Below are 25,260 nucleotides of genomic sequence, written 5' to 3'. Positions count from 1 at the left end.
TAAAAAAAGTATGTTTTGATATTATATAAACAAATTTTTCAACCATACTCACTATGTCACTTTTTAATCAAATTAATACACTTCTAATGAGTTACCAACCAAGATCCGCCATTGAACTTACTCATATTGATACAATCACAGTGGAGCGAATGCTGTGGGACAAAGCTATTATTATTCAAAGTCTGAAAAACCTGGCGGGAAAATCAGATCTGGAAATAAAAGCCTGCCTGCGAGAGCTGTTGGCTCGGAGAGCCAACTACACCCAGAGAGAGCCATTTAATTATTTTTGCTATCCGGGTTACCCTTTAAATGAATTATGTGTCGAAATTGCCCACTTGATTGCTGAAAAAGATGAAGCAGTTTGCAGTGTATTACTTGGAAGAAGCGAAGATTTGCTGTGTTGGCCCGTTTATTCCCTCAAGGATGAAACAGAGGAAAAAATTAATGGGGAAAGCCGCTTTAATCCAAGGCATTTTTTCTTAAATGCCAATGGTCAATTAATGCCTGTTCGTGAGATTTATGAACGAAGTGTATCGCATCCAGAAAAATTATTCTCCAAAGATCCAGCAGTTCAATTTCCTGGTATAAGTAAGCGGGATGTTAAGGTTTTATACCGCATTGCTGGTAATGAAGGCAATAATTATTTAAAGCAGGCTGAAATCTATTTCTACCAGGATAATTCATTGGCAGCAAAACTTAGGGAGCTAGCCCGCGAGTTGTATGCGTCTTCCTTGTTTGGAAATGGCACAGAAGGCTTAGCCGATCAGAATATGGCTAAAAAAGCTGCAATAAAATTCTATCACTATTGGAAAACCCTGCCGCCCAACCCCGAAATTGATAATCTCAGTATTAAGACGGCTTATTTAGAAGATGCCACATTAAAAGACTCTCTGCTGGCAGTGATGATGCGTTTTGTTGACCCCGAGCAATTTACTGAAGCTGAGCGTCAGCAGTTTAATGCTTTAAATCCATTTGGAGGGCCCAAAATCACGCCTTGTGCATTCGAGATTTCTCAGGCTTTGAATTTGTTTGTAGACCGTTATCCGATATTAAAGACTGTTATTTTAATGGGAGAAGAACAGCAAACAGACAATTTACAATCACTCATGGAGAGCGCTTTAACATCCTTAAGTAGCCGACACTTATATGTAGATAATAAGATTAACTGCCCCAGTGCAATGAAGCGCTTATATTCAAGAGAAATGATCGCCAATCCATTACTGAGCATGGAAGAAAAAAGTAGTATGGCAGCGGAATTAGTAACTGATTTTGAAACATTATTCGATATGGTCTTTCCTTATCGGGAAACAAGGAAACAGGAAGAAACTACTGAAAAACTGTATGAAGAATTCTTGAATTCAGTATCTGTAAAACTGAAATCTGTTCCTGTAGATAAATATAGTTATGAAACAATTGCCCGACTATTGAATAACTATACGGAAAGCGAGCAGATAGAGATTTTGAAATTTCTTGCCCCAAGATGGAAAGAGGTTTGCACAAGCTCCTTGTCGATAAATACATTAGAAAGGCATCTGAGAGGTACAAGTGCTAAGATATTTCGAGTACTTCTTGCTGAAAGCTTACTGGGTTCTTGCAGGACATTGAGCGAAGGGTTAGCGATTTTTCATCAATATGATGGTGCCACATCGTTTCTATCGTCCTTCATTTCACTATTGATAAAAAAGTTCCCCAGCCAGTTTTCAAAAGTTGAGGCTATCAATGAATTAACTGTTCAGGAAAATATTCAATTTTTGAAGCATTTTTTGAATTTGGTAATTAAAAACCCAGCAGACTGGTTTGTGAATGAAGAAGAGTTTTCACAGTTCATTGATAAAATAAATACTGCACTGGGTGAAAATGAATTGTCAGCCCTAGTTTCAAACCATCAATTTAATCAATCGGAATTAGATTTTATTTTGTATTCAATTAGCATTAAAGCAAGTTATTCCTCTACATTCCCATTTTCTCTTAGTGCTCATAATGTTTTAAGAGAGTGGATATTACAGTTTAAGTCACTCACAGGGTTTTTAAAGCAATTTTCTGCCAGGCAAAGTGCTCTCAGAGACTGGCTGGTTCATGATTGTTCAATCGATGATCTTGTAAGCGATAAAAGTGATTTACTAGCGAGTATCGAAATTCTATCAGATCAGGAGAGTATATCGAGATTATTTAGATTCTGGACAATGAAGGAGCTATTACTCAATATTACCGCCACAGAATTGAAAAACCTTGACCTGAGGGTTGACGCAGAAAATCATCTTTTTAACCTCTGGCTTGAGCCTCGAATTCGTGGTGCAAAAACCATTGACGAAGTAGCTGGTTTTCTACAAGAGATGCCCTTGGCAACGCGGCCCGTAAAAACCTGGGTCAGGCATCTTCCTGAGAGCTTGGTAAATCAGCAAGACTCGTTTATTCGCATGGCAACTGAGTTTGAAAGTGCAAAGGAAATGCTCGATTATCATGGGCGCCATATTAATTGCTTTAGCTGGTTAATTCTAAGTCTTGAAATGGTTAAGCCTGCAGAACGGGTTTCATTACTTGGCCATTTATTGGGTAATTTAAAAAAAGGTTATTTAATTGATAATGAGGAAAAGTATGCTCGATTATCGGCCTTAATCCCTGATTTGCCCAGTAAAATTTCAGCTCAATTAGAGGAAACTATTCATGCTGTTTCTAAAATGGATGAGCCCATTGATATCCATTCCATTTTGAAAGAAATACTCGAGCAAATAAAGGACTTTGAACTTCGCGACAAAGCTATATTCACACCTAAGTTCTTCAGTTTTATAAGCCGGAATAGATCAATGCATAGTTCTAAGAATGTGACTTTAATATCGGAAATTACCCAGCTGTCAATGAATCCTTCAACGTCACAGCAAAGCGTTATCAGCTATTTTGAAGCCCTCCTGCAAAAGCCTGGCATGATGAAATATCATGATTGGGTATTAAGATCTGTACTTCCCCGGCTCAATCCTGTTAAGTATTTGATTTCCGAATTGATGTATCTTGCGGACAAAAACAGTAATTCAGGATTTCACAAAAGAGGTTTTAATCAGATGTTTAGGGACCAGTCTGATAGGTCTTTTTTTGCCCACGAGCTTAGAGGGTTTCAAAATAAAGCATCCTGCAAACTTTCTGGCATAATTAGCGACTTGCAAACACTTTTGGAAGCAAGTAAACGTCGATTTAATTGCTTTGCAATGTTGCAAGAGGCCGAAAGTATTTTACAACGTTATAAATCGCATGAATTTCCTAGTCTGACTAATCTGGCTAATGCAGAAAGCTACCGACCATCTATTACGAAAGTAATTTGACCAGTTCCGAATAGATGTCGAAATTTACTCATTAATCTGGCACAATTCACATGAATCACCGCATTAATTGATCGATGAATAAAGAATTACAGCAATATTATTTACAGCAGATGGGTATTGAGCTTTGGCAGGAGCGTTCAGAAGAGAAGGTAAAAGCGCCGGACTCTAATGATTTGAATGCTCTTTGTCAGGAAGTGGCTTCCTGCCAGCAATGTGCATTGCATAAAACCAGAAAACAAACCGTTTTTGCACGGGGTAATTCAAAAGCCCGATTAATGGTAATCGGAGAAGCACCTGGCTATCATGAGGATCAGCAGGGAAAGCCTTTTGTGGGCCGAGCGGGGGGATTACTCGACCAAATGCTTAGAAGCATAGGCTTTTCAGAGGACGATGTTTATATTGCCAATGTATTGAAATGTCGCCCGCCTGATAATCGTGACCCGAATGGTGATGAGATTGTCCGCTGCAGCCAGTATTTGACAAGGCAGATTGCGATAATTAAACCAGTTGCCTTACTGGCCGTGGGGCGCTTTGCAGGACAGTTTTTATTAAAAGAGGCTCTCTCAATGGCGCAAATGCGCTCAAGCGTGCATCATTATGAAGGCACTCCTTGTATCGTCAGCTATCATCCTGCCTACTTATTAAGAAAACCCATGGATAAAAAGAAGGCCTATAAGGATCTTTTGCAATTGAAAACACTTCTGAACTGATTATCACATACTAGATGTAATGATATGGACCCATTCTCCTATCAAACGGCTTCGTAATGAGCCAAGATTAAGTTGATATCCACGAGATATCTTAATCAACAAGGAGACGGGTCCATGAAAGAGATTACCCTATTAGGAATAGATTTGGCAAAGAATGTTTTTCAATTGAAAGGATTAGATAAACATCATAAGGAGGTTTTTAAGAAGAGATTGAGTCGAAGCAAACTGGAGTCATTTGTGCGAGGCTTGCCAAGTTGTACGATCATGATGGAATCGTGTGGAGGCTCAAATCACTGGGGCAGAGTGTTTGGCACGATGGGTCACGAAGTAAAATTAATAAGCCCGCAACATGTCACGCCCTATGTAGGGAATCATAAGAATGATGACAAGGATACCGATGGGATATTGGAGTGCGGAACAAGACCCCGCACCAAGTTTGTCACTGTAAAAACGCTAGAGCAACAAGATATGCAAAGCATATTACGTATTCGAGAACGATTAGTAGGTAATCGAGTAAGTTTGAGTAATCAGATAAGAGGCTTACTACTGGAGTACGGCATAGTAATACCCCAGGGTTTTTCTCATTTGAAGAAACATATTAGCCAACTTCTTGATGCAAATAGCAACGAGCTGAGTGAAGAATTAAAAGAAGGGATTAGCGATTGTTATGAAGAGTTTAAAGAGTTGAGTAAACGCATAGCCTATTATGATAGGAAAATAGAGACTATCAGCAATAAGCATGAGTATTGTCGCTTACTTCGCACGATACCTGGAGTTGGTCCGATAAGCGCCCTGGCACTTTATGCGGCAGTTGGTAATGGAAGCCAATTTAAAAATGGGCGGATGATGGCTGCGCATATAGGATTAGTCCCCAAGCAATCGTCCAGTGGGGAAAAACATCGGCTTTTAGGTATTATCAAAAAAGGCCATGCTGATTTAAAGAAACTACTTATTCATGGAGCCAGAGCGGTTGTTTATCATGCAGGTAAAAAAACAGATTGGCGAAGCGAATGGATCACTGCTCTATCTTCCAAGAAGCATACGAATGTGGTGACTACTGCTGTAGCGAATAGAACAGCTCGAATTGCATGGGCGGTATTGCAATCATGTAAACCGTATCAGGCAAAAAATGATGAATTAGTAGAAGGTAGCGCGTGTTACCCACAGCCTTATCATGCTCTCCGCAAGAATGAGGGGCTCCTAGCATGATAAAACTATGGATAACACGCGCGCTGATTAGAAATAGAAAGAGTACGTAGTACCAAGCAAGGCGATTAATCGACTATGTAAACAGGTAAGAACCGGCTTTCTCAAAACCTGACCAACCTGCCGACTATAAAAAGTCGTTTTGTAGATAGGAGAGAAAGCGCTGATTTTCATAGAGGCCAGAGTCAATAGACTCATTAACAGGTCGAATATATAGATGCAATCTTACTTCTATTTATTTGTTGATTATAATTTTGCTTGTAAAAACGAATGGGTCCATATATAGGTTGGGTGCTTGGTCTTATGGCAATATTTGTTAGACGTTTTAAGTTTTCCAACTAATTTTATTTACCGCACCAATTCTATGCTCGATTGCTAAGCAAAATAAGAATCTTGTTGTTTGTAACACTTCGTTATTTTTTTCTAATATTTGCCTCATCATAAACTTCATTGTTATTCCGTTTGCCAACTGCAATAACAGTTATAATCAATTTATTATCATTAACTTGATACACTAATCTATAACCTGATTGCCGTAATTTTATTTTATAACAATCTTTTAATGTCCCACTCAGCATAGCTGAAATAACGTGCGGATTTTCTAGACGTCGTTTTAATATTTTCTTAAATTGATCTCGAAGCCCTTTTGCTAATTTCTTCCATTCTTTCAGTGCAATAGGGTGAAAATGAAGCTCATAACTCATCAATGTCAACCTTAATTGACTCAAAGGGGGAAGATAAACGTTGCTCAACTACTTTGTATAATTCACTTTCATCGATCAGAGCCATTAATCGCTCAAATGTTTCTACCGGGATTAGATAAGCTGCTGCTGTATTATGATTCAAGATAGCTATAGGTTTGCCATGAGAATCATTAATAAGTTTGGTGGGATTCTTTTTTAATTCACTAATACTTGCTACCTGTGTTGCGAATAATGTTTGCATGGCATGACCTTAATTAAAACCTTTAATATGACCAAATTATAGGTCATAAAATAAATGTTGTCAAAAATGATTTAAAAACCCTTATCGTGAGATTTACGTATTTGGGTACGACATTGCTATACACTGTATGCCTAACCTGGATCACGCACTTACAAACTAACCTGATTATTCCTTTAGCCCTACCTACACAAGTTAACTGAAAGTTACCATTGATTCTCTTATCGGAGTTATAATCGAATTATTATCTGCATGGCCCATGTAAAAAGGCTGCTAAAGTGAATATCCATTCAAAACCTTCAAGGAAGTCAAGTCGTCCACTTTATAGCGGGTTTACGCTCATTGAAAGCCTGATTTGCCTGGCACTCATCCTGATTTCATTCTCTATAATCTCCCCCTTACTAAAAAATAATGATCAGCAGATCCGCTTAAATGTCTGTCAAAATCAGCTGATTCAGGCGCTTCATTTTGCCAGAAATCAGGCCTTTCTTTCAGGAAAACCGATGATATTACAGGCTGATCCCGCCAGTGATGACTGGACAAGAGGAATGGTTTTGCTTACTGATACCCCTGATCATCGATATGAAACCAGCTTATTACAACACCAATGGAGCTGGAATTGCCGGAATGTCCTGATTAAATGGCAGGGGTTTCTTTCAGACAAGTTTCTGGTTTTTGCAGCCAATCCTACTCAGGCGGCATCGAGCGGGCGATTCAGGCTCTTTGCCGGGGACAGCTATTCCGATGTGATCATTAATCGGTTGGGACGAATTAGAAGCTTGTCACGGCCTTAGTCGTATATCTCAGCTGTATGATATAATTATCAGAGGGAAATTCACTAACAATCAGCATGAAAAGGATAGTTGAAAAAGGATTTACACTGACCGAATTGATAGTCACTCTTTGCATTGCAGCCATTTTCATCACAGTGGCGGTGCCTGGGTATTATGCTTTAATCCAAAATAATAAGGTAGTTGCCATGGTGAATCGATTGTCAGCCAGTTTGAATTTTGCTCGAATGGAAGCTATTAAGCGCGGAGTGCGAGTATCGGTGTGCTCTGCAGGAAATGCCGCTTTAACCACCTGCGGTTCTGCAAGCCAATGGGCACAAGGATGGATTGTATTTGTGGATGCCAATAACAACAATCTCATCGATAGCAATAATGATTTGGTTAAAGTCAGCGAGGCATTGCCCTCAGGAACAAGGGTTAACGCCGATGCCAATATAGTCAGTTACAATAGTATGGGCTTTGCATCCAGCGGAGCCATGAATTTAAGCGTTACCGCAACGGGCTGTAAGGGTAACAACACCCGCTCTTTGAATATATCCGCCAGCGGACGTCTCAGCATCAGCCGAATTGCCTGTCAGTAACTTGTGTTTCTTATGATATACTAGCCCCAAATTTTGAATGAGACGATTCTCCATGCAAACGCTATTACCGCCAGCCGAGTGGGCTACATGGCTGACTCATAAAGCGGCATTGACTGAAAAATTAAGACAAGAGACGGGCGATGCGCGTCTGGAATTAATTCAGCAGGGCATGACAAAATGCAATTGGTGGGATCGATTTTTCCTGGGCATCTCGGAAGAAAGTGTAATTCATCGGGATGTAATGATGTTTTCAGGGAATCAATGCTGCTGGTTTGCACGTTCTGTAATACCAGAGTCCACTTTTGAGCAGAATAACTCTTTCTTTAATCGATTACAAAAGGAATCACTGGGTCAGATCGTTTTTAACAGTCCAAATGTCGAGCGAGTATCATTAAGTCATTATTCTATCGATAACCATTTTCAGGAATTTTATTGGATTAAAGAAGAGCTAATACGAAACGCTTCTCAATTGTGGGTACGTTATTCACGATTTATTATCAACGGTCATTTTCCATTTTATCTGATAGAAATTTTACTGCCTGATTTGTCGAGGATTAAAAAATGAATTGGCATGCCTACTATCGATTAGGGCGTTTTGATAAACCCATTGGAATTATCTTATTGTGGAGTCCTTCTGCCTGGGGATTATGGTTTGCCAATAAGGGCCATCCTTCACTGATTTTATTTCTGCAGTTTTTAGCCGGCACTATTTTAATGCGGGCAGCGGGTTGCGTCATCAATGATATTGCTGATCGAAAAATCGATTGTCATGTTCGGCGCACACAACATCGGCCTTTGACCTCAGGGGAGATCCCGCTTAAAAACGCCTTGGTCTATCTGTTCTTTCTGCTGTTTTCTGCCCTGATGATCCTGATTCAACTACCGCTAGCCTGCACTTATTATGCCTTGTTCGCACTATTAATCACCATTGCGTATCCTTTTTGCAAACGCTTTATTCAGGCCCCGCAGGTGGTGTTGGGGTTGGCTTTTTCCATGGGTATTCCAATGGCCTATGCTGCCTCTGATATTCCTTTGGATTCCATCGCAATAAGCTTGCTGCTCATCAATTTTCTATGGACAGTCGCTTATGATACAGAATATGCAATGGCTGATCGTGAAGATGATTTAAAAATTGGAGTTAAATCGAGTGCTATCCTGTTTGCAGATAATGACCGATTAATCATTGGCTTATTGCAGGGAGTCGTTCACGCCTTTTGGCTCTATTTACTGCTCAGTGTCCAGTTGTTTAATGGTGTGCTGGCATTGTGCTGGATAGCTGCAGGGGCCAATTTGTTTTATCAGCAATATTTAATCAGTAACCGAGAGCCTGCTGCCTGTTTCAGAGCCTTCATTAGCAATGCCTGGTACGGTCTTATTTTATGGCTCGGAATGGTTATGAGTTTTTGAACTCAGACTTTTACCAACTCATCCAGCAAACTGCTTGCTCCAATTCTAAACCAGGAAGGAGCAATTTCTTTTTTGAGTAATAGCGTTGCCATTTCAGCATAGAGAAATGCATCCTCTGTTTTGCGAACACCGCCCGAGGCTTTAAACCCGACTGAAGTACCTGATTCCTGAATAGCTTTGAGAAGTGTGTAGGCGGATAAAGGTGTTGCGCCGATGGCAATTTTGCCAGTCGAAGTTTTCAGGAAATTACAGCCGAGATCAATAAGTTCGCGAGCCAGGATATACAATGAGTCTGGCTCTGTAAACTGACCGGTTTCCACAATCACTTTGAATAAAACATTTCGATGCTGACATAAGGATAGAGCTTGCCGACAGCGTTCAAGTGCTTGCTGTTTGTATCCTTTCAGATACAGCGAATAGGGAAAAACATAATCTATTTCATCAACTGGATAAGCCGATAGAGTGTCTTCCAGCTGTGAGATCACCAATGCCGCTGGCAAATCGCCACTGGGAAAGTTAAGCACGGTCGCTCTCTTACATGAATCCAGGGGTTCCAGGAAAGCTAAATGTTGTGGATAAATGCAAAGAGCAGCCACTTTATACTGATTCGCTTTGAATTGCAGCTCTCGAATCTGTTGTTCAGAGGCCTTCTCATCCAGCAGTGTTAAATCAATGCAGGATACAATAGACTGGCGGGACTGCTCTGTTTTAATATCCTGCTTTTCCAGAGAAAAGTTTACGAATCCGGTTTCTATATTCATGCCAGACTAGCAATAAATTCTTTAACCAGACTATTTAAACGCTTGGCTGCCTGATTAGCCATTTCCACTACCGAATCATGACTATGACTGCAGCTTGCAAGCCCTGTGGCATGGTTGGTAATTGTGGCAATAACTGCTACTTTCATCCCGCAATGATTAGCGACCAGTACTTCAGGCACCGTTGACATGCCTACCGCATCCGCACCTAAAATACGAAATGCGCGAATTTCAGCAGCTGTTTCGTAATTAGGGCCAATCACTGAAATGTAGACGCCTTGATGAAGCTTTATTTGAGTCTGCTCTGCAATTTGCAGAAACTTCTGACGCATTGCCAGATCATAGGCGTTATCCAGCGGAAAGAAGCGTGGGCCGAATTCTTCTTCATTAGGACCTACCAAGGGGTTGCCTGGCTGAAAGTTGATGTGATCTGTAATCAGCATTAATTCACCGGGACCTACCTCTTCACGTAAAGAGCCAGAAGCGTTTGTGGCAAGAAAATACTCACACCCCAATAACTTCAGAGTACGGATATAATTTTTGACAATCTCATGGTTCTGACCTTCATAGCTGTGCGCTCGGCCTTGCAGACATGCGATATTAACACCTGCCAGTCTCCCCAATACCAGATTACCGCTATGTCCCTTGACCGTGGTGCAGGGAAATCCGGGCAGGCTGTCGTAGCTGATAGTCACCGCATCTTCAATCTGTTCTGCAAAACTTCCCAGCCCTGAGCCCAATACAATACCAATCAGGGGCTTGAAATCAGGTAGTATTTTGCGAATTTCTGAAACGGCCAGCGAAGGGGTGCTTTTAGTGATTTCGTTCATTTTACTATCGATTTAAAACTAAAAAGAGGAAGGAATATACTGGGTAATTGCAGTAATGACAAGTGGCGTTGTTGCATAAATAGAATCACACAACTAAGCTTGTGTTTTTGCGAGTGTGGCGAAGCAACCAAGATCGAAACTTGAATAATGTTTGGAGGTGGATTGCTTCGCTAATGCTCGCAAAGACGGTCTTTGTGCCCTGTCTTCTCTTGCTATACACAAACTGTCTTAGAGAGGAAAATCGGATTTATCTTGAACAGGTGGCGCAGGTTGATTGCTTAAGATGGGTAGAATGATTCTGACCTGCAAACCGCCCTGGGGACGATTATACGCTTTAATCTGGCCCTGATGGAGCTTCACTGCTTTTTGTGCAATCGACAGACCCAGACCATATCCACCTGTTTTCTTTTCTCTTGATGTGTCAACCCTATAAAATGGATTGAAAATATTCTCAAGTTGGTCCTGCGGAACTCCTGGCCCGCGATCACAGATGTCTATAAGCAAATTGTCCTCTACCATGTCTAAATGGACAGTAACGAGTTCATTAGGAGGCGAATAACGTAAGCCATTGCGAATAATATTTTCAATAGCTCTGTGAATCAGACGTTCGTCGATAAAGAGAACGCAATCGACACTGCTTTGTAAGCTTACCAGTGGTTTTGAGTTAGCAAATTCATAATTTGCGTCTGCAATAATCCGGGTGAGTAATTCTTTAATATTGCAGGGTGTACGCTGCAGTTCATCGGCGGATTTATCAAGGCGTGCAAACTGCAGGATCTCACTAATCAAGGTATTTAAGCGGAGACATTCCACTTCCATACGGCAAAATTCTGTATCTGCAGCGCTTTGAGCTTTCTTGCGTCCCAGTTCTATCGCTATCTGCAATCTGGCGAGAGGTGAACGTAATTCATGGGAGATATCCTGCAGCAGGCGTTCTTTTGAGCTGATGATCGCTTCCAGCTTCTCAGCCATACGATCAAATTCGCCACTAAGCTCGGCAATTTCATCGCGGCTGTGTCCTTTGAAGCTGCCTACTCGAGTATTTAATTTACCAGTGGCAATGGATCTGGCGGCCATTCTTAATGAACGAAGAGGCTGAGTCAGGTAAATTGAGAGCAAGTAGCATATAAGACCGCTGATAAAAATGGCGATGGTCAGACGAATGGTTAGTCCAGCCCAGGGAATTTGTACAAAATGAGCCAGGGGTTTTTCACTGACCGCCACCAGACGATAGGCTTTGCCAGATGTTGACAGGATCTCATGGCTGACAATAATTAAATTTCCGTATTTTATCAGGCCGTCATCAAGTTCTTCTTTAACCAGATGATTAGTAATTTCTTTAACGACATGAGGCGGCGATTGATTACCAATAATTTCACCGGTGCTGCAAATTAGGAATAACTCCATATGCCTGGCAATTCCAATCTGTGCAAGCCAGGTTTTTAAGGCCGTATGTTTACCAGACTCGAAGGTGGCCACGGCAGCATTTGCATAGCTGTCCATAAATACATGCTCGCGTGCTGGTATTGATGATTTTTGAGCAATTTCACTGGTTACCCAGGCGGTAGTTATAATAATCAGAATGGTAGCCAGCCAAAAGGAAAGAAAGATTTTCCAGTACAGACTACGCATTAAACATATACCCAAAGCCGCGGACCGTTTTAATGAAGGGTTCGCCTTCCTGATTATCTCCTAGCTTTGTTCGCAGATTGCTGATATGCACATCGATACTGCGGTCATAGGCGGTGTATTTTCGCCCCAGAGCATATTCGGTTAACTCTTCCTTGGAAAACGCCTGGCCCGGAGATTTAATCAGCATTTCTAATATATTGAATTCTGCATTGGTCAATTCCATCACCTCGCCATGATGGGTGGCGATCCGTTTGGAACAGTCGACCACGATGTCATGATGCTCAATAACAGGGCGATGAACTGGAATTTTCTGAGTCCGTCTTAATATAGCTCTTAATCTCGCGACTAATTCGCGAGGATTGCAAGGCTTTGGCAGGTAATCATCGGCTCCAATTTCAAGGCCAACAATTCGATCAATATCATCCCCGCGAGCTGTAAGCATCAGAACAGGAGTTTCCAAATGCTCTCGAATGGCTTTCAAAACTTCAAAGCCATTGAGCTTGGGCAACATCACATCGAGAATAATGGCATCAAAAGATTGGTTAAGCGCCTTTTTAACCGCGCTGTCCCCATCATGAACACAGACTACATTAAAACCCTCTGGCTCGAGATATTGCTCTAAAAGATCGGTTAATTCTGTGTCATCATCAACAATTAGAATATTACTGTTCATGCTATGTTATCCCGGAAGTCATTGATCTGAGTCCAATCACTAGGCAAAGGATTGATCCAGATGTTTATCGCGTGGTCGTTTGTCCAGACAGGATAAAAGCTTAATCCGTCGGGCATCTGCATTAATTACTTTAAACTCAAACTGATCAAGGGTAATTATCTCGCCGCGCTTGGGCAAATATCCAAAACCCGCCATCACGATACCGCCGATCGTATCATATATCTCATCGCTGAAATGACAGTTCAACTGCTCATTGAATTCATCAATTGGCATATGTGCTTTAATAATGTATTGTGAATCGCCGTGCGCTTTTAAATAGGCTTCTTCATCGATATCAAATTCGTCTTCAATATCGCCAATAATCTGTTCAATTACATCTTCAATAGTCACAAAGCCGCTGACAGCACCATACTCGTCTACCACCAGGGCCATATGATTACGGTTATTTCGAAACTCACTCAGCAACACATCAAGACGTTTGCTTTCGGGTACAAACGTGGCAAGGCGGATAATATCGCTTAAATCAAACTCGTCTTCAGTCTGCCCATTAAATCTCAGTAGATCCTTGGCATGTAAAATGCCGATAATATCATCCTCATTATCATCCATTACCGGAAAACGTGAATGGCCTGAGCTGGTGACTGTTTCAACTATTTTATTAAAATCATCATGAAGTGATATGAAGGTGATTTGCTTTTTGGGGAGCATAATGTCTCTGACACGCATCTGACTGAATTGTATAACGCCTTCAATCATCCCCAGGGTTTCAGAGTCAATAAGAGAGCGAATTTGTGCATCCCTTAAAAGGCTGATTAATTCGTCTTTGTTTTGCGGCTCAACCTGTAGAAACTGCTTCAGTCGCACAAACCACGAACCGCCTTCGTCCTCTTTATTCAAGATGATCATCCTCTTCGTTGTAGGGATTAGGAAAGCCGAATTGTTCAAGCAATTGGATTTCCTGTTGCTGCATTTGCTGCTCATCCCGGGCTTCGATGTGATCATAACCCAGCAGATGAAGTACGCCATGAATGATAATGTGAGCCCAATGGGATTCAAGCGATTTTTCCTGCTCGCGGCTTTCTTCGTCCAATACCTGAGGACAAACAATGACATCGCCCAGAAAGGGGAAATCGAGTTCTATATGTTCAGGAATAGCGCTTGGAAAGGCAAGCACATTAGTTGGTTTGTTTTTTTTGCGGTAACTGTGATTTAATTCCTGAATTTCCTCGGCATCTACAAATCGTAAAGTGATTTCTGCAGAGGGTTTATGAGTGAGTAACGGAGATTTTGCCCAATTGATTACTGTTTCTTCTGTAAAGGGGAGGGGGGTCTCGCAAGCTACTTGTACGTCAACGTGGTAAGTCATTGTTTGTCATCCTCAGATTGCTGCTGCTCGTAGCAATCCACAATTTTTGATACCAGAGGATGTCTGACGACTTCCCGGCTTGAAAAAGTATGAATGGCAATGTCGTCCAGCTTTTCAAATAATTTTACGGCATGAATTAAACCGGAGTCTATATTTTTAGGCAAGTCAATCTGCGTCATATCGCCAGTAATTACAGTTTTAGAACCAAATCCCATTCTGGTCAGGAACATTTTCATCTGCATAATCGTTGTGTTTTGCGCCTCATCAAGAATAATAAATGCCTCATTGAGCGTTCTGCCACGCATAAACGCCAGTGGCAGAATTTCAATAACGTCACTTTGAATGAGTTTCTGCGCTTCTTTAAAGCCAATCATCTCATATAAGGCATCGTAAACAGGACGAAGATAAGGTAATACTTTCTCGACTAAATCACCGGGTAAAAACCCCAGTTTTTCTCCTGCTTCAACTGCAGGTCTTACAAAAACAAGACGCTGAACTTCGCCTTTTTCAAAACATTCAATCGCTTTGGAAACTGCCAGATAAGTTTTACCTGTACCGGCAGGTCCTACAGCAAATATTATATCATGTGAATCAATACTTGAAAGATATTCTGCCTGTCTGGGGTTTCGAGCCAGGATTGTTTTTCTGCTTAATCTGACTGGGTGATGCATGGGTTTTTTAGATTCCTTAATTAACAACAGGGATTGAACATCATCCCGACTTATTGGCGCATCAGCCATTTCATATAAATCGACAATAATGCTGCCAGCCTGGCTGATGGAGTCTCGGGAATGGCCTGACAATGAAAAACCGCTCTGGCTCGATTTAATCGAGACAGAAAATTTTTCTTCAATGAGGGAGACGTTTTCGTGGAAAATACCACATAGATTCGCCAGCCTTTCAACGGTTAGTTCAGGCAAACGAATATGTTTGTTATGTAGTGTACTGCTCAATGCAATATGGGGAATTAAATAACGTACTTTAAGGATAGTCCAAGTGAAGGGGATTTCGCAAGTTGTCTCGACAATCTGATAATGAGTTGCTAAAGCGAGTTTTACTTAAAGTGTGATTGTTTGCCCATGTTGTGCAAATATTGAATTTGCCGGGGGTGTGGAAAAACAGATAAGCTGATATAATCATCGGTTATACAGTTAGAAGAATTTGCATTCTTCAAATCCAAAGCGATACCCAAATGATTGATTTACACTGCCACAGCACATTTTCTGATGGTCTGCATTCCCCTGAAGAAATACTGAATAAAGCGCTCCAGGCAAAGCTTGAGATAATGGCATTGACTGATCATGATACGATAGAAGGCAGTATTCGACTTATCGAATTGGCGCAGCAACAGGCAATTCGTATTATTCCTGGGATAGAAATCAGTACGCGATGGAAAAAATACGATATTCATATTCTGGGTTATCAACTGGATTTGCAGAGCGAACACTTAAGTACACTCATTAAGAGCCAGGAAGGCAATCGTCATCAACGCGCACTGGAAATAGCGGAAAAGCTGACTCAGCTTGGAATTGAAGACGTTATCACCAAAGTAAGTTCGATAGCCGGCCATCGTCGAATTGGACGTCCACATTTTGCGCAGTTATTGATTGATGAGGGCAGGGTAGTAGAAAAACAGGCGGCATTTAGCCGTTTTCTTGGTCAGGGAAAAATTGCCTATGTACCAACTCCCTGGGTTTCAATTGAAGAGGCGGTGCAAACGATTACCAAGGCTGGCGGTCAGGCGGTTCTGGCTCATCCTGCAAAATATAAATTAACCCGTACCAAACTGCATGAGTTAATCACCGTATTTAAGGATGCAGGCGGGGAGGGTATGGAAGTGGTTTCGGGTGAAGGGATGGCGAATGAAACTCAGGAACTCGCGGGGCTTTGTCTTCGTTACCAGTTACTTGCCTCAAGCGGCTCTGATTTTCATGGCGAGGGAATGTCCAGAATATCTCTCGGTCGACAGGCCAGACTCCCTGAGTGTTGCAAGCCGATTTGGCAGAAATGGTAGCCGATTCTCAGGGGTGCTAAAACAACCCTCACCCTACGCCCTCTCCCAACTTGGGAGAGGGAACTTTCTTTTAAATGAACCTTTCCTGAAGTACTCTCTCCCTTGAGGGGAGAGAGTTAGAGAGAGAGGGGATTTTCTCTTGCTATCTTAAAAATCCAGTTTCAAATTCCATATCTTCACTTTCGAGTTCTTCCTTCAACCAGTCATCTATTGTTCCATCCATAGCACTGAAAGACTCGAATGAATTTGAGAGAGCATCAGTTTTCTCCAGAGAATAAGTACTCTGTGGTTTTTCAAGCTCAGGTTCCGAGCGGTGTTGCCGTTTACAGTCTTTGTTGCGAGCATCGGCGTTTTTCCGCTTTAACCCAAAAAAGGCCTGTGGATTACGGCCAGGTGAATCGATTTGCTCCTTATCCTCGCTGAGTGTTGGAAAACATTGAACTGTCTTCTGGTATTCAGCGGGGAGTAAGCAATGGCTCAACCTGTTTTTCTCGCTGGCCGATAGGCTGAGCGTTTGTAGAAAAGGTTTGGCAGCCTCAAGAAACAAATCGATATTCAGAAATAAACTTCTCTGCATGAAGTAAATGAAATCATCGATAGTATGAAGCCAATTCGACAGAGGAAAATGAGGATTGTTGCAAAAATCTGAAAATTTGTCCGGCGCATCATTAAAGGTTTCCAGCATAAGGCAGAAAATAGTGCGGGATTGCTCAGGAACTTTCTTTGCTATTACAGGATAAATCAGACAAGCCTGTTCAAAAGTCAATGATTCAAGGAAATTAAGATAATCACCTATGCTCGTTAAGCGAGGAATGATTAGGTCATGCGTTTTTGAGATCAATAGCTGATAGGGTACGGGTGGGAGATATTTACCCACCTCAATCAGGGCACTCAGTGAGATACCACTCTGGGAGGCCTCTGCAAATGCGTCAATCAGAGTATGAGAGACGGCTTCGGATATCAATTCAGGATGTTTTTTGCAAACTTCATGATAAATTAAAAAGCCCTGTATGCAATCTAGCGATTGAATAAATTGAAGGTATTCATTTACTCCAGACAGAAATGGCGATAGTTTATTGAAACAGCTTACAAATAAAGCGCCGCACTGAGTTGAACCCAGGAGTTTGCTGAGTTCAGAAAAGTCTTTGAGTGAATTGATCTGATCGGGCAAAAAATCAAAAATAGTATCCACAGTTACCGCCCGCTCACTGGGAGTCATTTGGCGAAGTTCATGCAATGTTTCTGTAATTGAATACTGGTGTGCTTTAAACTTTATTTTAGAGCGAATCTGTTCAAATTGACTATTGTTCAGAGACCGACCAATTAAAATCAGGTCTCTTGCTGAGTTCATATGTTCAGGTATAAATCTTTTTAGGAGAGCGAATGCTTCCTGAATTTGTGCATCCTCTAAACAAGAAAAGAGTTGACTGATAGTGTCCGCATCTTTGCCTTTCCAACGGCTTAAATTGTTTTTAAATAAATCAAACAGCTCCCTATTTTCTTCTTTGGGACGGGCTAAATTGCTTAATAACTGAGTGAAGGCTCCAAACGAATTAATATATTTTTGCAGAGAGTGTTTCAGACTTGAAAATATAAACTGGCTTTGTTCGAATTCAAGAAATCGGAAGGGGCCATCTATAAAATCACCTTGTTTAGTAAATAGCTGCGAGAGCTGAAGATTGTCAAAGACAAACTGATTAATAATTCGACGTTGAATAGGATTCAGATAAAATAACAGATTTGTCCAATCCGGCGCCTTGCGAATTAAAATAGCCAATTTGGGTTGAATATATTTGTCAAATACTATATCGCGCTGCGCTGCACTCAGTCCTTTCAGCACTTGTGAGATGACATAAGTGGAGTTGTATAATAATCCTCCGATGCGAAATTCAATACGTTCAAAAAGATAAGTAATATGGCCTCTGGTGGTATTTAAAAAATGAAGATCTGATTCACTGAGAAGCAATTCATATTCAGCGTTTGTTTCCGGAAGAGGGCGGCTCACGTCAACCCCCCGGACTTTTTGCATGACTTGCTGTTGCTCTTGGTTGAGAGGGCCGATGGCATCCCATAAACACTGAAAGGAATAAACATTTGTGATATTAGTTAATGGAACAATCAAAGAAAGATATTTTTGAGGAATCTGATTGGGATATTTACTTGAAAGTGTAGAGCGTATCTCTCGTGAACTCCCTTTTTTTTCCAGCTTATCAATCTGTATTTCTGAAAGCAGCTCATCAAATTGATACGAGATCAGGATTTTGAATAGCTGCAATAAATGAGTTGATGATTTAATCCACGTTAGGAGCATCGGCTTGTATGTGGCGAACAAATGCTCTCGCTCCTGCAGGTTTAAGCTATTGAAAAGTGCGATAAATTGATTGAGCGTTTTTACCTTATCGGATTGATTCATCAGACCATTAGGAAAAATGAGATCACGATGCTCATTTCTCAGTCTGTTAAACACCTGAGTGCTGCTATTAATTGTTCTCATCAGACCAGGAAGTCTAGGTCGCATTTGATTAAAAAATAGTTCATTTTTCTCAATGCTGTTCGTATGAAGCAGCGAATAAACTTTACAAAAAGAGGCTGCCGTTTTAATCGAATTCGGAAGTTCATTAATTATGGTATCAAGCAGAAGTTGTTTTTTGGGCTGTCTAAGCGGCACAAGAAGATCACCGGAAAAAATACTCGGTTTATCGGTACATAAACGAAGGAGATAGTTCTTAATTCTTTCGTATATCAACTTGCATTGGTCAATCTCAAAGGCATCTGAAAGATGGAGTAACAAGGGAATTAATTGTTCCGGATTTTTTTGTGCCCCATTAAGTAATGACTGGCTTAGACCGTCCAGAAGCGCATACAGTTTATCGGTTGATGCCGTCAGGGCGAAGAGAATTAACTGGTCGCTATTCCTTCTGTGAAGTAAAGACGATACCAGCCTGTCATCAGTACACAGGGAGGTAATTTCATCGGCACTTAGCGTTTCCAGAATTTCCAGGTCCTGAGAATGTTCAAATGAGAGCCTAAGATTCAATTCATTAAGGACGCTGGAATTCAACATTAATTTGTCATGACCATGCAATGGTTCACCCTTATCCAGTTTTTCCTTAAATGATTCTTTAACTGATCGAAAATCTTTGAGTGCTTTTTCCATTAACACTTGTTGGCGGTTATCACTCGTTTTGATTCGAGATAATGCTTCAGAATGCCTGATTAACAAATTATCAAGTTTGGTTCCCAAAATAGAAAGGCAGGTGTTGGGATCTTCCTGATTATTTTTTTTAAACGCGTATCGTTTGAGCTTGCCTAGTTTATGAGCGAGGGGTTCGGGAATGGCGTGAGGAAGAGGGTTATTGTGTGTGGAGGTTGCGATAATACCTAATTGCACAAGTAATTGATAAATGATTTTCCTTGCCTCTTCCAGTTGCTCCGGACCGGGGTTATTCATTGCAACAATGGTTTTCAAAGGAGCAAAATAATCCTGAAACACATGTTTATCATCCGGAGATAATTGCTCAACGATTTGCAGCGTCTTCACAATGAGCGATCTCTTAAAGGGCCTGACCAGAGGACCACTGAAATCACGAAGTGTTTGAATGAACAGCCTGACTTCATTGGGTTCTTCACTATGATCTTCAATTTCATTATACCAACTGATGAAGTCCAGCATGCTATTATCAAAATACGCACCCGCCTCCAATTCAGTTCCCTGGCCTCCCTGCCTGCTGTTTTCTTTCATCTTCTTGCGCAGGAGTCTTAGCTGACCTAATAACCCCTCATTATTTTCAGCAAGCACATCAAAACGTTGCTTTGCTTCATAGATGATCTGTGTATCAAAAGAATAATGGTATAAACGGGAAGTTTCCTTTTCCTTTAGTTCAACTGATGCTGGATCAGTATTATCATCGAAATAGGGGTTATAAATTACCGGTAAGCCCACCGTTTCATCCAGTTTAAGCAAGGTGCTTAAGGGAATGAGATGAGTGCCTGCATCATTCAAAATATGTGTGGACAGAATTTTCAGGAGATCCATTTCCCATTGGCCAGTTGTGCGATTAAACACTGGAATCAAATCAGGATAGTCTTCATGCTGAGAGATTACACACTGCAATTCAGGAATTAACAATAAAAGTGGATTTACAGGTTCTTCGGCTCTTGAGCTGGCAGAAGCTATCAGCTTCGCCGCTTCGCACCAGATAGCGGTCAATGGATGTAATGGTAAGGCTGTATATGAAAGCAAACTGTTTCTTATCAACATCCAATTATTCCGAAGGGCTTGCTCCAATGCTTCTGATGGATTTTGCGAATCAATTAATTCACGAAGTAGCTTTGCACAACGTATAGTATATGCCTGGATGGATTTTTCATGCATATTCTGCAAAGGACCCATTGAATCAAATTCTGCAATCACATTGGCAAGTGTTTCCAGGCTGTTGTCTAAAAATAATCGAATATCGTTGCTCATTGGGGCTCTTATTTGTATAAATGGCGGTGTATATTTATCCACTTTACTGACCTTCCATAACTTAGGTGAAAGACCAGAGTGAACTCAAAATTTATCTTACAAATCCAGTCTCAAAATCCATAGATTCACTTTCGGATTCTTCCATCAACCAGTCGTGACAAGCTTCATTCCATCCAGTGAATAATGATTCAATCGAACGTGCCAAAGAAGGCTCCTCTTCATCCGGGAGAGTGTAGGTATGGCCACAATCAATCATTTCCCGGCGTAGTCGTTTGCTGTCTCTGCACTCATTGTCAGCTTTGCGTTTCGTTGACCCGAAAAAAGCATGGGAGTTAGTACCTGGAGAGTCGATTCTGGGTTGACCTTCTTGTTCCGGGGCTGGAAAACATTGGATTGTTGCCGCGCATTCGGCGGGTGATACACGTTGTCTTAGCCTGTCTATTTCACTGGCTGATGGATTAAATGTTTGCAGGATGGGTGTAGCTGCTTTGAGAAGCAATTCGGTATTAAGAAATAAATTTTTCTCCATGAAGAAGATGAAATCATCCAGGTTGCGAATCCAATAGGACAGAGGAAAATGGGGGTTATTGCAAATTTTCAGAAACTTGTTCGGATCACCACTTAAACTTTCAAGCAGCAAACAGAAAATGGTTCTGGATAAATGTAAATTATCAGAGAGTTTCCTGGCTATTTCATAATAGATTACAGAGGCCTGTTCAAATTCTAATGATTGAAGCAGGTTAAAATAATCACTTGCCGTTGTTAAACCCGGGGTAATTTTGTGAATAGTTTTAGAGAACAATAGCTGGTATTCAGAAATGGGTAAGTACTTGCCAATATTGATGAAATCATTTTGTGAGAGGCTGCTCAGCGGATCCGAATTAAAGGCATCAATCAGAGAACCGAAAATACCAGTTCTCAGAAGTTCCGGACATTTTTTTCCAGCCTCTCTATAAATCATACAGGCTTGTGTGAATCGCAATGATTTAAGGAATTCAATGCTCTCGTTGACCTCAGAAAGAGTGACTAAGTTATCAACGCATAATAAGAATAAATTCCGGCACTGACTGTTACTTAAGAATCTGCTGAGCCTGGAAAATTGATCGGGACACTGAACTTGCTGAGGAAGGAAATCAAAAATTGTTTCTATGGTTGCTGCCCATTCGTCTGGCTTCATTAAGCTAAGTTCACGTATCGTCTGTTCAAACGAATGTCCGTTTATTTCAAATTTAATCCTGGAGCTTATTTGCTGAAGCTGTGCTTTTGTTAGAAAACAGCCAATTGAAACAAGATCTTTCGCTGATTTAATAAGCTTAGGAATAAATCCTTTCAACAGGTCGAATGCCTCCTCGAGTTCGGAAGGCCCCAGACATGAAAAAAGAGTGCCGAGAGTGAATACACTCTTGCCCTGCCAGCGGCAGAATCTGTATTTAAACAAATCAAAGATTTCCTTGTTTTCTTTGTTGGGTCGACCTGTTTTTATCAAAAATTCAGCGAATGATTTAAATGATTTAATGCTTTCAAGTAAGACCTTTTTTTGAGTTGAGAAAATAATGCGACACTGTTCTTCGTCAAGATACTGGAAGGGAGCCCTGTTAAAAGAGTTCATATCAGAGAATAGTTTGAGATTCTCAAGATTATCCAATACAAAACGATTGATTATTTTCCTTTGCTGAGGAGATAGATAAATCAATAAATTCTTCCAATCAGTCGTTGTTTTCAGCAAATCTCTTAAGTGGGGTATTATATACTTGTCAAAAACACTATCGCGTTGCTGGATACTGAGGCCTTGAAGTACATTGGCAACTGCATAAGTACCAATGCGTGAAAACCCCTCCAGACGAAATTCGACGCTTTCAAAAAGAGTATTAATATGCTGTTCTGAGCTGAGTAGAAACTGGCGATCTTCGGCATCAAGTGATTCCAGATCGCAGCCAGTCACCGATGAAAAGCTGTCCACTGTATGCACACTGGCTCTTTCGAAGACCCGCTGCCGCTCCTGATGAATGAGTTGGATAGCATGACTTAGACTATGAAAAGAACCGATGTTGGAAAAATCAGTTAATGTGACAAGCAAAGGAAGATACCGTCTGGGTATATAGAGACTCCCCCCATACTTGCTTTCAAGTGCAGAGCGAACCTCAGTGGGGCTTGTTTTTTCGAGTTTATCCAGTTGAATTTCCGAGAGCAGTTCATCAAATTGTGCCGGTATTAAAATCCTGAGTAACTGTAATAATTGGGCTGATGATTGAACCCATGCCGCTAGCTGGCTTTTATAAGTTTGAAACAAATCTGTCTGTTCATAGTGATGTAAATTAGAGTAAAGCGATTTAAACTCATTAAACGTTTTTACCGGAACAGACTGATCGGCTAAGCCATTTGGGAATATTATCATCCGATGCTCGGGCGACAATTTCTTGTATACCAGTGTGCGATTATTCACTGTGTTCATCAAGGATGGCAGCTTTCCTCGCATTTGATTGAAAAAAACCGTCTTTTTTTCGGTGTTATGTGTTGAGATTACTCTATAGACTTTGCAAAAAGAGTCTGCTGTTGTAATCCGTTTTGAAAGCTCGTCGATAATTGAACCCAAGAGAAGATTATTTTTTTGCTGATCAAGCTCAGCAATCAGGTCCCAGGAGAACTGGGATGGCCTGTTTATGCATAATCGAACCAGATAATCTTTCGTGGTTTCGTAAACAGCCCGGGATTGCTCTATATCCAGAGCTTCTGAAAGATGGCGCAACAATGGAATCAGCCTATCCAGTGCTTTATGGAATGGAAGCAGCGACATGCTTAACCCCTTCAGCAGCGCATGCAATTTGTCAGTTGAAGTGGTCAGGGAGAACAGAATTAACTGATCCCTAACGTGTGGATCTAGTAAAGAAGCAGCGAGCCTTCCATCGTTACAAATGCTGGTAATTTCATCGGGGTTAAGGCTTTGCAGAATATCTAAATCTTCAGGTTCCTGAAAAGAATAGGCGATTTGTAATTTATCAAGAACCTGGGGATTTAAAGGGAGTTTATCATGACCATTTAAAGGTTCAGAATTATCGAGTTTTTTCTGAAATGATTCCTTCGCTGATTTAAGGATTTTTAAGGCTTCTTCTGCCAGTGATTGCTGTCTGTTTGTGCTGGTTTTTATTTTAGCCAAAGCCTCATGATGTTTGACTAATAGTTGATCCAGTTTTGTCCCTAAAATAGAAAGACAGGTATTGGGATTTTCGCGATTATCTTTCTTGAAAGCATAGCGTTTCAGGCTGGATACCTTATCGGCAAGGGTTTCCGGAAGCATTCTTTGCAAGGGAGATAGATTGGTTGAAGAGGCAATAATACCCAATTGTACCAGTAAGTTGTAAATAATTTGGCGAGCCTCTTCCAATTGCTGTTCATCAGGCCTATCCATGGCAACAAGGGTTTTGAGAGGTGCAAAATAGTTCTGAAAGAATTCATTGTCCTCTGGAGGCAGCTGTTCGACAATTTCGAGAGTTTCAACAATAAGATCTTTGTTGAATGGATTTACAACAGGTCCGCTGAAACTGCGGAGTCTTTGAATATACTGGTGGATTTCCTCCGGTTCATTGGAATGATCATCGATCGCATTATACCAGGTGATAAAATCCATAAGATTTTTATCAAAAAACTGACCTGCCGCCAATTCGCTTCCCCTTCCATGAACACTGTTTTCTTTCATTTTTTTGCGAAGCAAAGTCAGCTGTCCTAATAAATCATCATTATTTTCTGCCAAGGCGTCAAACTGCTGCTTTGACTCATAAATGGTCTGGGTATTCAATGAGTAATGAAAGAGACGGTAGATTTCTTTTTCATTCAACTGAACCACAGATGGGTCTGTCTCATCATCAATGTAGGGATTATAAATAGTCGGCAGACCTACCACTGCCTCATCTTGCTTGAGTAGGCAGCGCAGGGGAATCAAATGGGTGCCCGCGTCATTCAGTATGTGAGTGGATATAATTTTCAGCAGGTCCATTTCCCATTTCCCTGTCCCCTGATTGGAAACTGGCAGCAAATCAGGGTAGTCCTCATGCACCGAGACGACGCATTGTAGATCAGGAATCAAAAATAAAAGGGGATTGACAGGTTCCTGAGAGTTGGGTTTGGATAAGGCAACCCATTTGGCAGCATCGCACCAGAACGCTGTCACCGGGTGAAACGGTAAGGCTGTATATGAAAGAAGGCTTTTTTTTATTAATTCCCAATTGTTTTTAAGGGCTTGTTCCAGTGCTTCTGAAATGTTTTTTGATTTGGATAATTCAGCAAATACCTGATGGCAATGGAGGGTATAGGCTCGAATTGCTTTTTCATGCATCGTCTGCAAAGGGTCTGCTAATTCAATTTCCTTTGCCATATCTGAAAGTGATGCCAGAGTTTTGTCTATAAATTCGCGGATCTCGTTATCCATTGTGTCTCTAATAAGGTCTATATGGTCTGGCATTGTACTAAGAGTTGGGTTTGTAATCCAGCTTTTCTTCACTGTTACTGACTAATTTGGAAACAAATGGAATAAAACATTTATCTTTAATTTATGGTATAATCCGTCATTATAA

Annotated in this window: 19 protein-coding genes; 8 read left to right on the top strand and 11 right to left on the bottom strand. The window is 41.0% G+C overall.

Going from position 1 to position 25,260, the window contains the following annotated elements; all coding sequences use genetic code 11:
- Positions 1–149: 149 nt before the first annotated feature.
- The 3 genes from DYH61_RS08115 (at position 150) to DYH61_RS08105 (ending at position 5,233) form a co-directional block, all read left to right on the top strand.
- On the top strand, positions 150–3,314 hold the full coding sequence (locus tag DYH61_RS08115) for a hypothetical protein (protein WP_058507506.1): 3,165 nt from the start codon (positions 150–152) through the stop codon (positions 3,312–3,314).
- 74 nt (positions 3,315–3,388) lie between these two features.
- Complete coding sequence (locus tag DYH61_RS08110) at positions 3,389–4,024, top strand: uracil-DNA glycosylase (protein ID WP_058507507.1); 636 nt, start codon at positions 3,389–3,391, stop codon at positions 4,022–4,024.
- Between the two features lie 114 nt (positions 4,025–4,138).
- Positions 4,139–5,233, top strand: coding sequence for an IS110 family RNA-guided transposase (locus tag DYH61_RS08105; protein ID WP_115343307.1), 1,095 nt, complete (start codon positions 4,139–4,141; stop codon positions 5,231–5,233).
- 410 nt (positions 5,234–5,643) lie between these two features.
- Here the strand turns inward: DYH61_RS08105 and DYH61_RS08100 are convergent, their stop codons facing one another.
- Positions 5,644–5,934, bottom strand: a complete 291-nt coding sequence (locus DYH61_RS08100) for a type II toxin-antitoxin system RelE family toxin (protein ID WP_058508389.1) — start codon at positions 5,932–5,934, stop codon at positions 5,644–5,646.
- Positions 5,924–6,175, bottom strand: a complete 252-nt coding sequence (locus DYH61_RS08095; protein ID WP_058508388.1) for a type II toxin-antitoxin system Phd/YefM family antitoxin — start codon at positions 6,173–6,175, stop codon at positions 5,924–5,926. Before DYH61_RS08095 ends, DYH61_RS08100 begins: the two co-directional genes overlap by 11 nt.
- A 275-nt stretch (positions 6,176–6,450) precedes the next feature.
- On the opposite strand from DYH61_RS08095, the gene DYH61_RS08090 reads away from it, so the two are divergent.
- Genes DYH61_RS08090 through ubiA form a run of 4 tightly spaced genes read left to right on the top strand, consistent with a single transcriptional unit; the run spans position 6,451 to position 8,951 of the window.
- Positions 6,451–6,966 (top strand): GspH/FimT family pseudopilin, encoded by a 516-nt coding sequence (locus DYH61_RS08090; protein WP_058508387.1) that lies wholly within the window; start codon positions 6,451–6,453, stop codon positions 6,964–6,966.
- Between the two features lie 56 nt (positions 6,967–7,022).
- Complete coding sequence (locus DYH61_RS08085) at positions 7,023–7,544, top strand: GspH/FimT family pseudopilin (protein WP_058508386.1); 522 nt, start codon at positions 7,023–7,025, stop codon at positions 7,542–7,544.
- 52 nt (positions 7,545–7,596) lie between these two features.
- Positions 7,597–8,109 (top strand): chorismate--pyruvate lyase family protein, encoded by a 513-nt coding sequence (locus tag DYH61_RS08080; RefSeq protein ID WP_058508385.1) that lies wholly within the window; start codon positions 7,597–7,599, stop codon positions 8,107–8,109.
- The gene (gene ubiA / locus DYH61_RS08075; RefSeq protein ID WP_058508384.1) at positions 8,106–8,951 is read left to right on the top strand and encodes a 4-hydroxybenzoate octaprenyltransferase; all 846 of its coding nucleotides are present in this window, start codon (positions 8,106–8,108) and stop codon (positions 8,949–8,951) included. Before DYH61_RS08080 ends, ubiA begins: the two co-directional genes overlap by 4 nt.
- Before the next feature lie 2 nt (positions 8,952–8,953).
- Here ubiA and DYH61_RS08070 read toward each other — a convergent pair whose 3' ends face one another.
- The 7 genes from DYH61_RS08070 to DYH61_RS08040 form a co-directional block, all read right to left on the bottom strand.
- Positions 8,954–9,712 (bottom strand): hypothetical protein, encoded by a 759-nt coding sequence (locus DYH61_RS08070; protein ID WP_058508383.1) that lies wholly within the window; start codon positions 9,710–9,712, stop codon positions 8,954–8,956.
- The gene (locus tag DYH61_RS08065) at positions 9,709–10,539 is read right to left on the bottom strand and encodes a purine-nucleoside phosphorylase (protein WP_058508382.1); all 831 of its coding nucleotides are present in this window, start codon (positions 10,537–10,539) and stop codon (positions 9,709–9,711) included. The genes DYH61_RS08070 and DYH61_RS08065 overlap by 4 nt, the downstream gene beginning before the upstream one ends.
- Before the next feature lie 228 nt (positions 10,540–10,767).
- Positions 10,768–12,171, bottom strand: coding sequence for a two-component system sensor histidine kinase CpxA (gene cpxA / locus DYH61_RS08060; RefSeq protein WP_058508381.1), 1,404 nt, complete (start codon positions 12,169–12,171; stop codon positions 10,768–10,770).
- Complete coding sequence (cpxR, locus tag DYH61_RS08055; RefSeq protein ID WP_058508380.1) at positions 12,164–12,844, bottom strand: two-component system response regulator CpxR; 681 nt, start codon at positions 12,842–12,844, stop codon at positions 12,164–12,166. Before cpxR ends, cpxA begins: the two co-directional genes overlap by 8 nt.
- Positions 12,845–12,883: 39 nt before the next feature.
- Positions 12,884–13,741 (bottom strand): HlyC/CorC family transporter, encoded by an 858-nt coding sequence (locus DYH61_RS08050; protein WP_058508379.1) that lies wholly within the window; start codon positions 13,739–13,741, stop codon positions 12,884–12,886.
- Entirely contained in the window at positions 13,734–14,210 is a 477-nt protein-coding gene (gene ybeY, locus DYH61_RS08045) for an rRNA maturation RNase YbeY (protein WP_058508378.1), read from the bottom strand. The genes DYH61_RS08050 and ybeY overlap by 8 nt, the downstream gene beginning before the upstream one ends.
- Positions 14,207–15,163 (bottom strand): PhoH family protein, encoded by a 957-nt coding sequence (locus tag DYH61_RS08040; RefSeq protein ID WP_058508377.1) that lies wholly within the window; start codon positions 15,161–15,163, stop codon positions 14,207–14,209. Before DYH61_RS08040 ends, ybeY begins: the two co-directional genes overlap by 4 nt.
- A 239-nt stretch (positions 15,164–15,402) precedes the next feature.
- Between DYH61_RS08040 and DYH61_RS08035 the strand changes: the two genes are divergently transcribed.
- Entirely contained in the window at positions 15,403–16,224 is an 822-nt protein-coding gene (locus tag DYH61_RS08035; protein ID WP_058508376.1) for a PHP domain-containing protein, read from the top strand.
- A gap of 142 nt (positions 16,225–16,366) precedes the next feature.
- On the opposite strand, the gene DYH61_RS08030 is transcribed toward DYH61_RS08035, so the two are convergent.
- A complete protein-coding gene (locus DYH61_RS08030; RefSeq protein ID WP_058508375.1) occupies positions 16,367–20,692 on the bottom strand; it encodes a hypothetical protein in 4,326 nt (1,441 codons plus the stop codon).
- A 91-nt stretch (positions 20,693–20,783) separates the two neighbouring features.
- Entirely contained in the window at positions 20,784–25,115 is a 4,332-nt protein-coding gene (locus tag DYH61_RS08025) for a hypothetical protein (protein ID WP_058508374.1), read from the bottom strand.
- Between the last annotated feature and the right edge of the window lie 145 nt (positions 25,116–25,260).

Origin of the sequence: Legionella quinlivanii (genome assembly GCF_900461555.1) — a bacterium.
Classification (GTDB): Bacteria; Pseudomonadota; Gammaproteobacteria; order Legionellales; family Legionellaceae; genus Legionella_C; species Legionella_C quinlivanii.
Note: the sequence above shows the minus strand (reverse complement) of the source record. Positions and strands in the feature narration are given on the sequence as shown.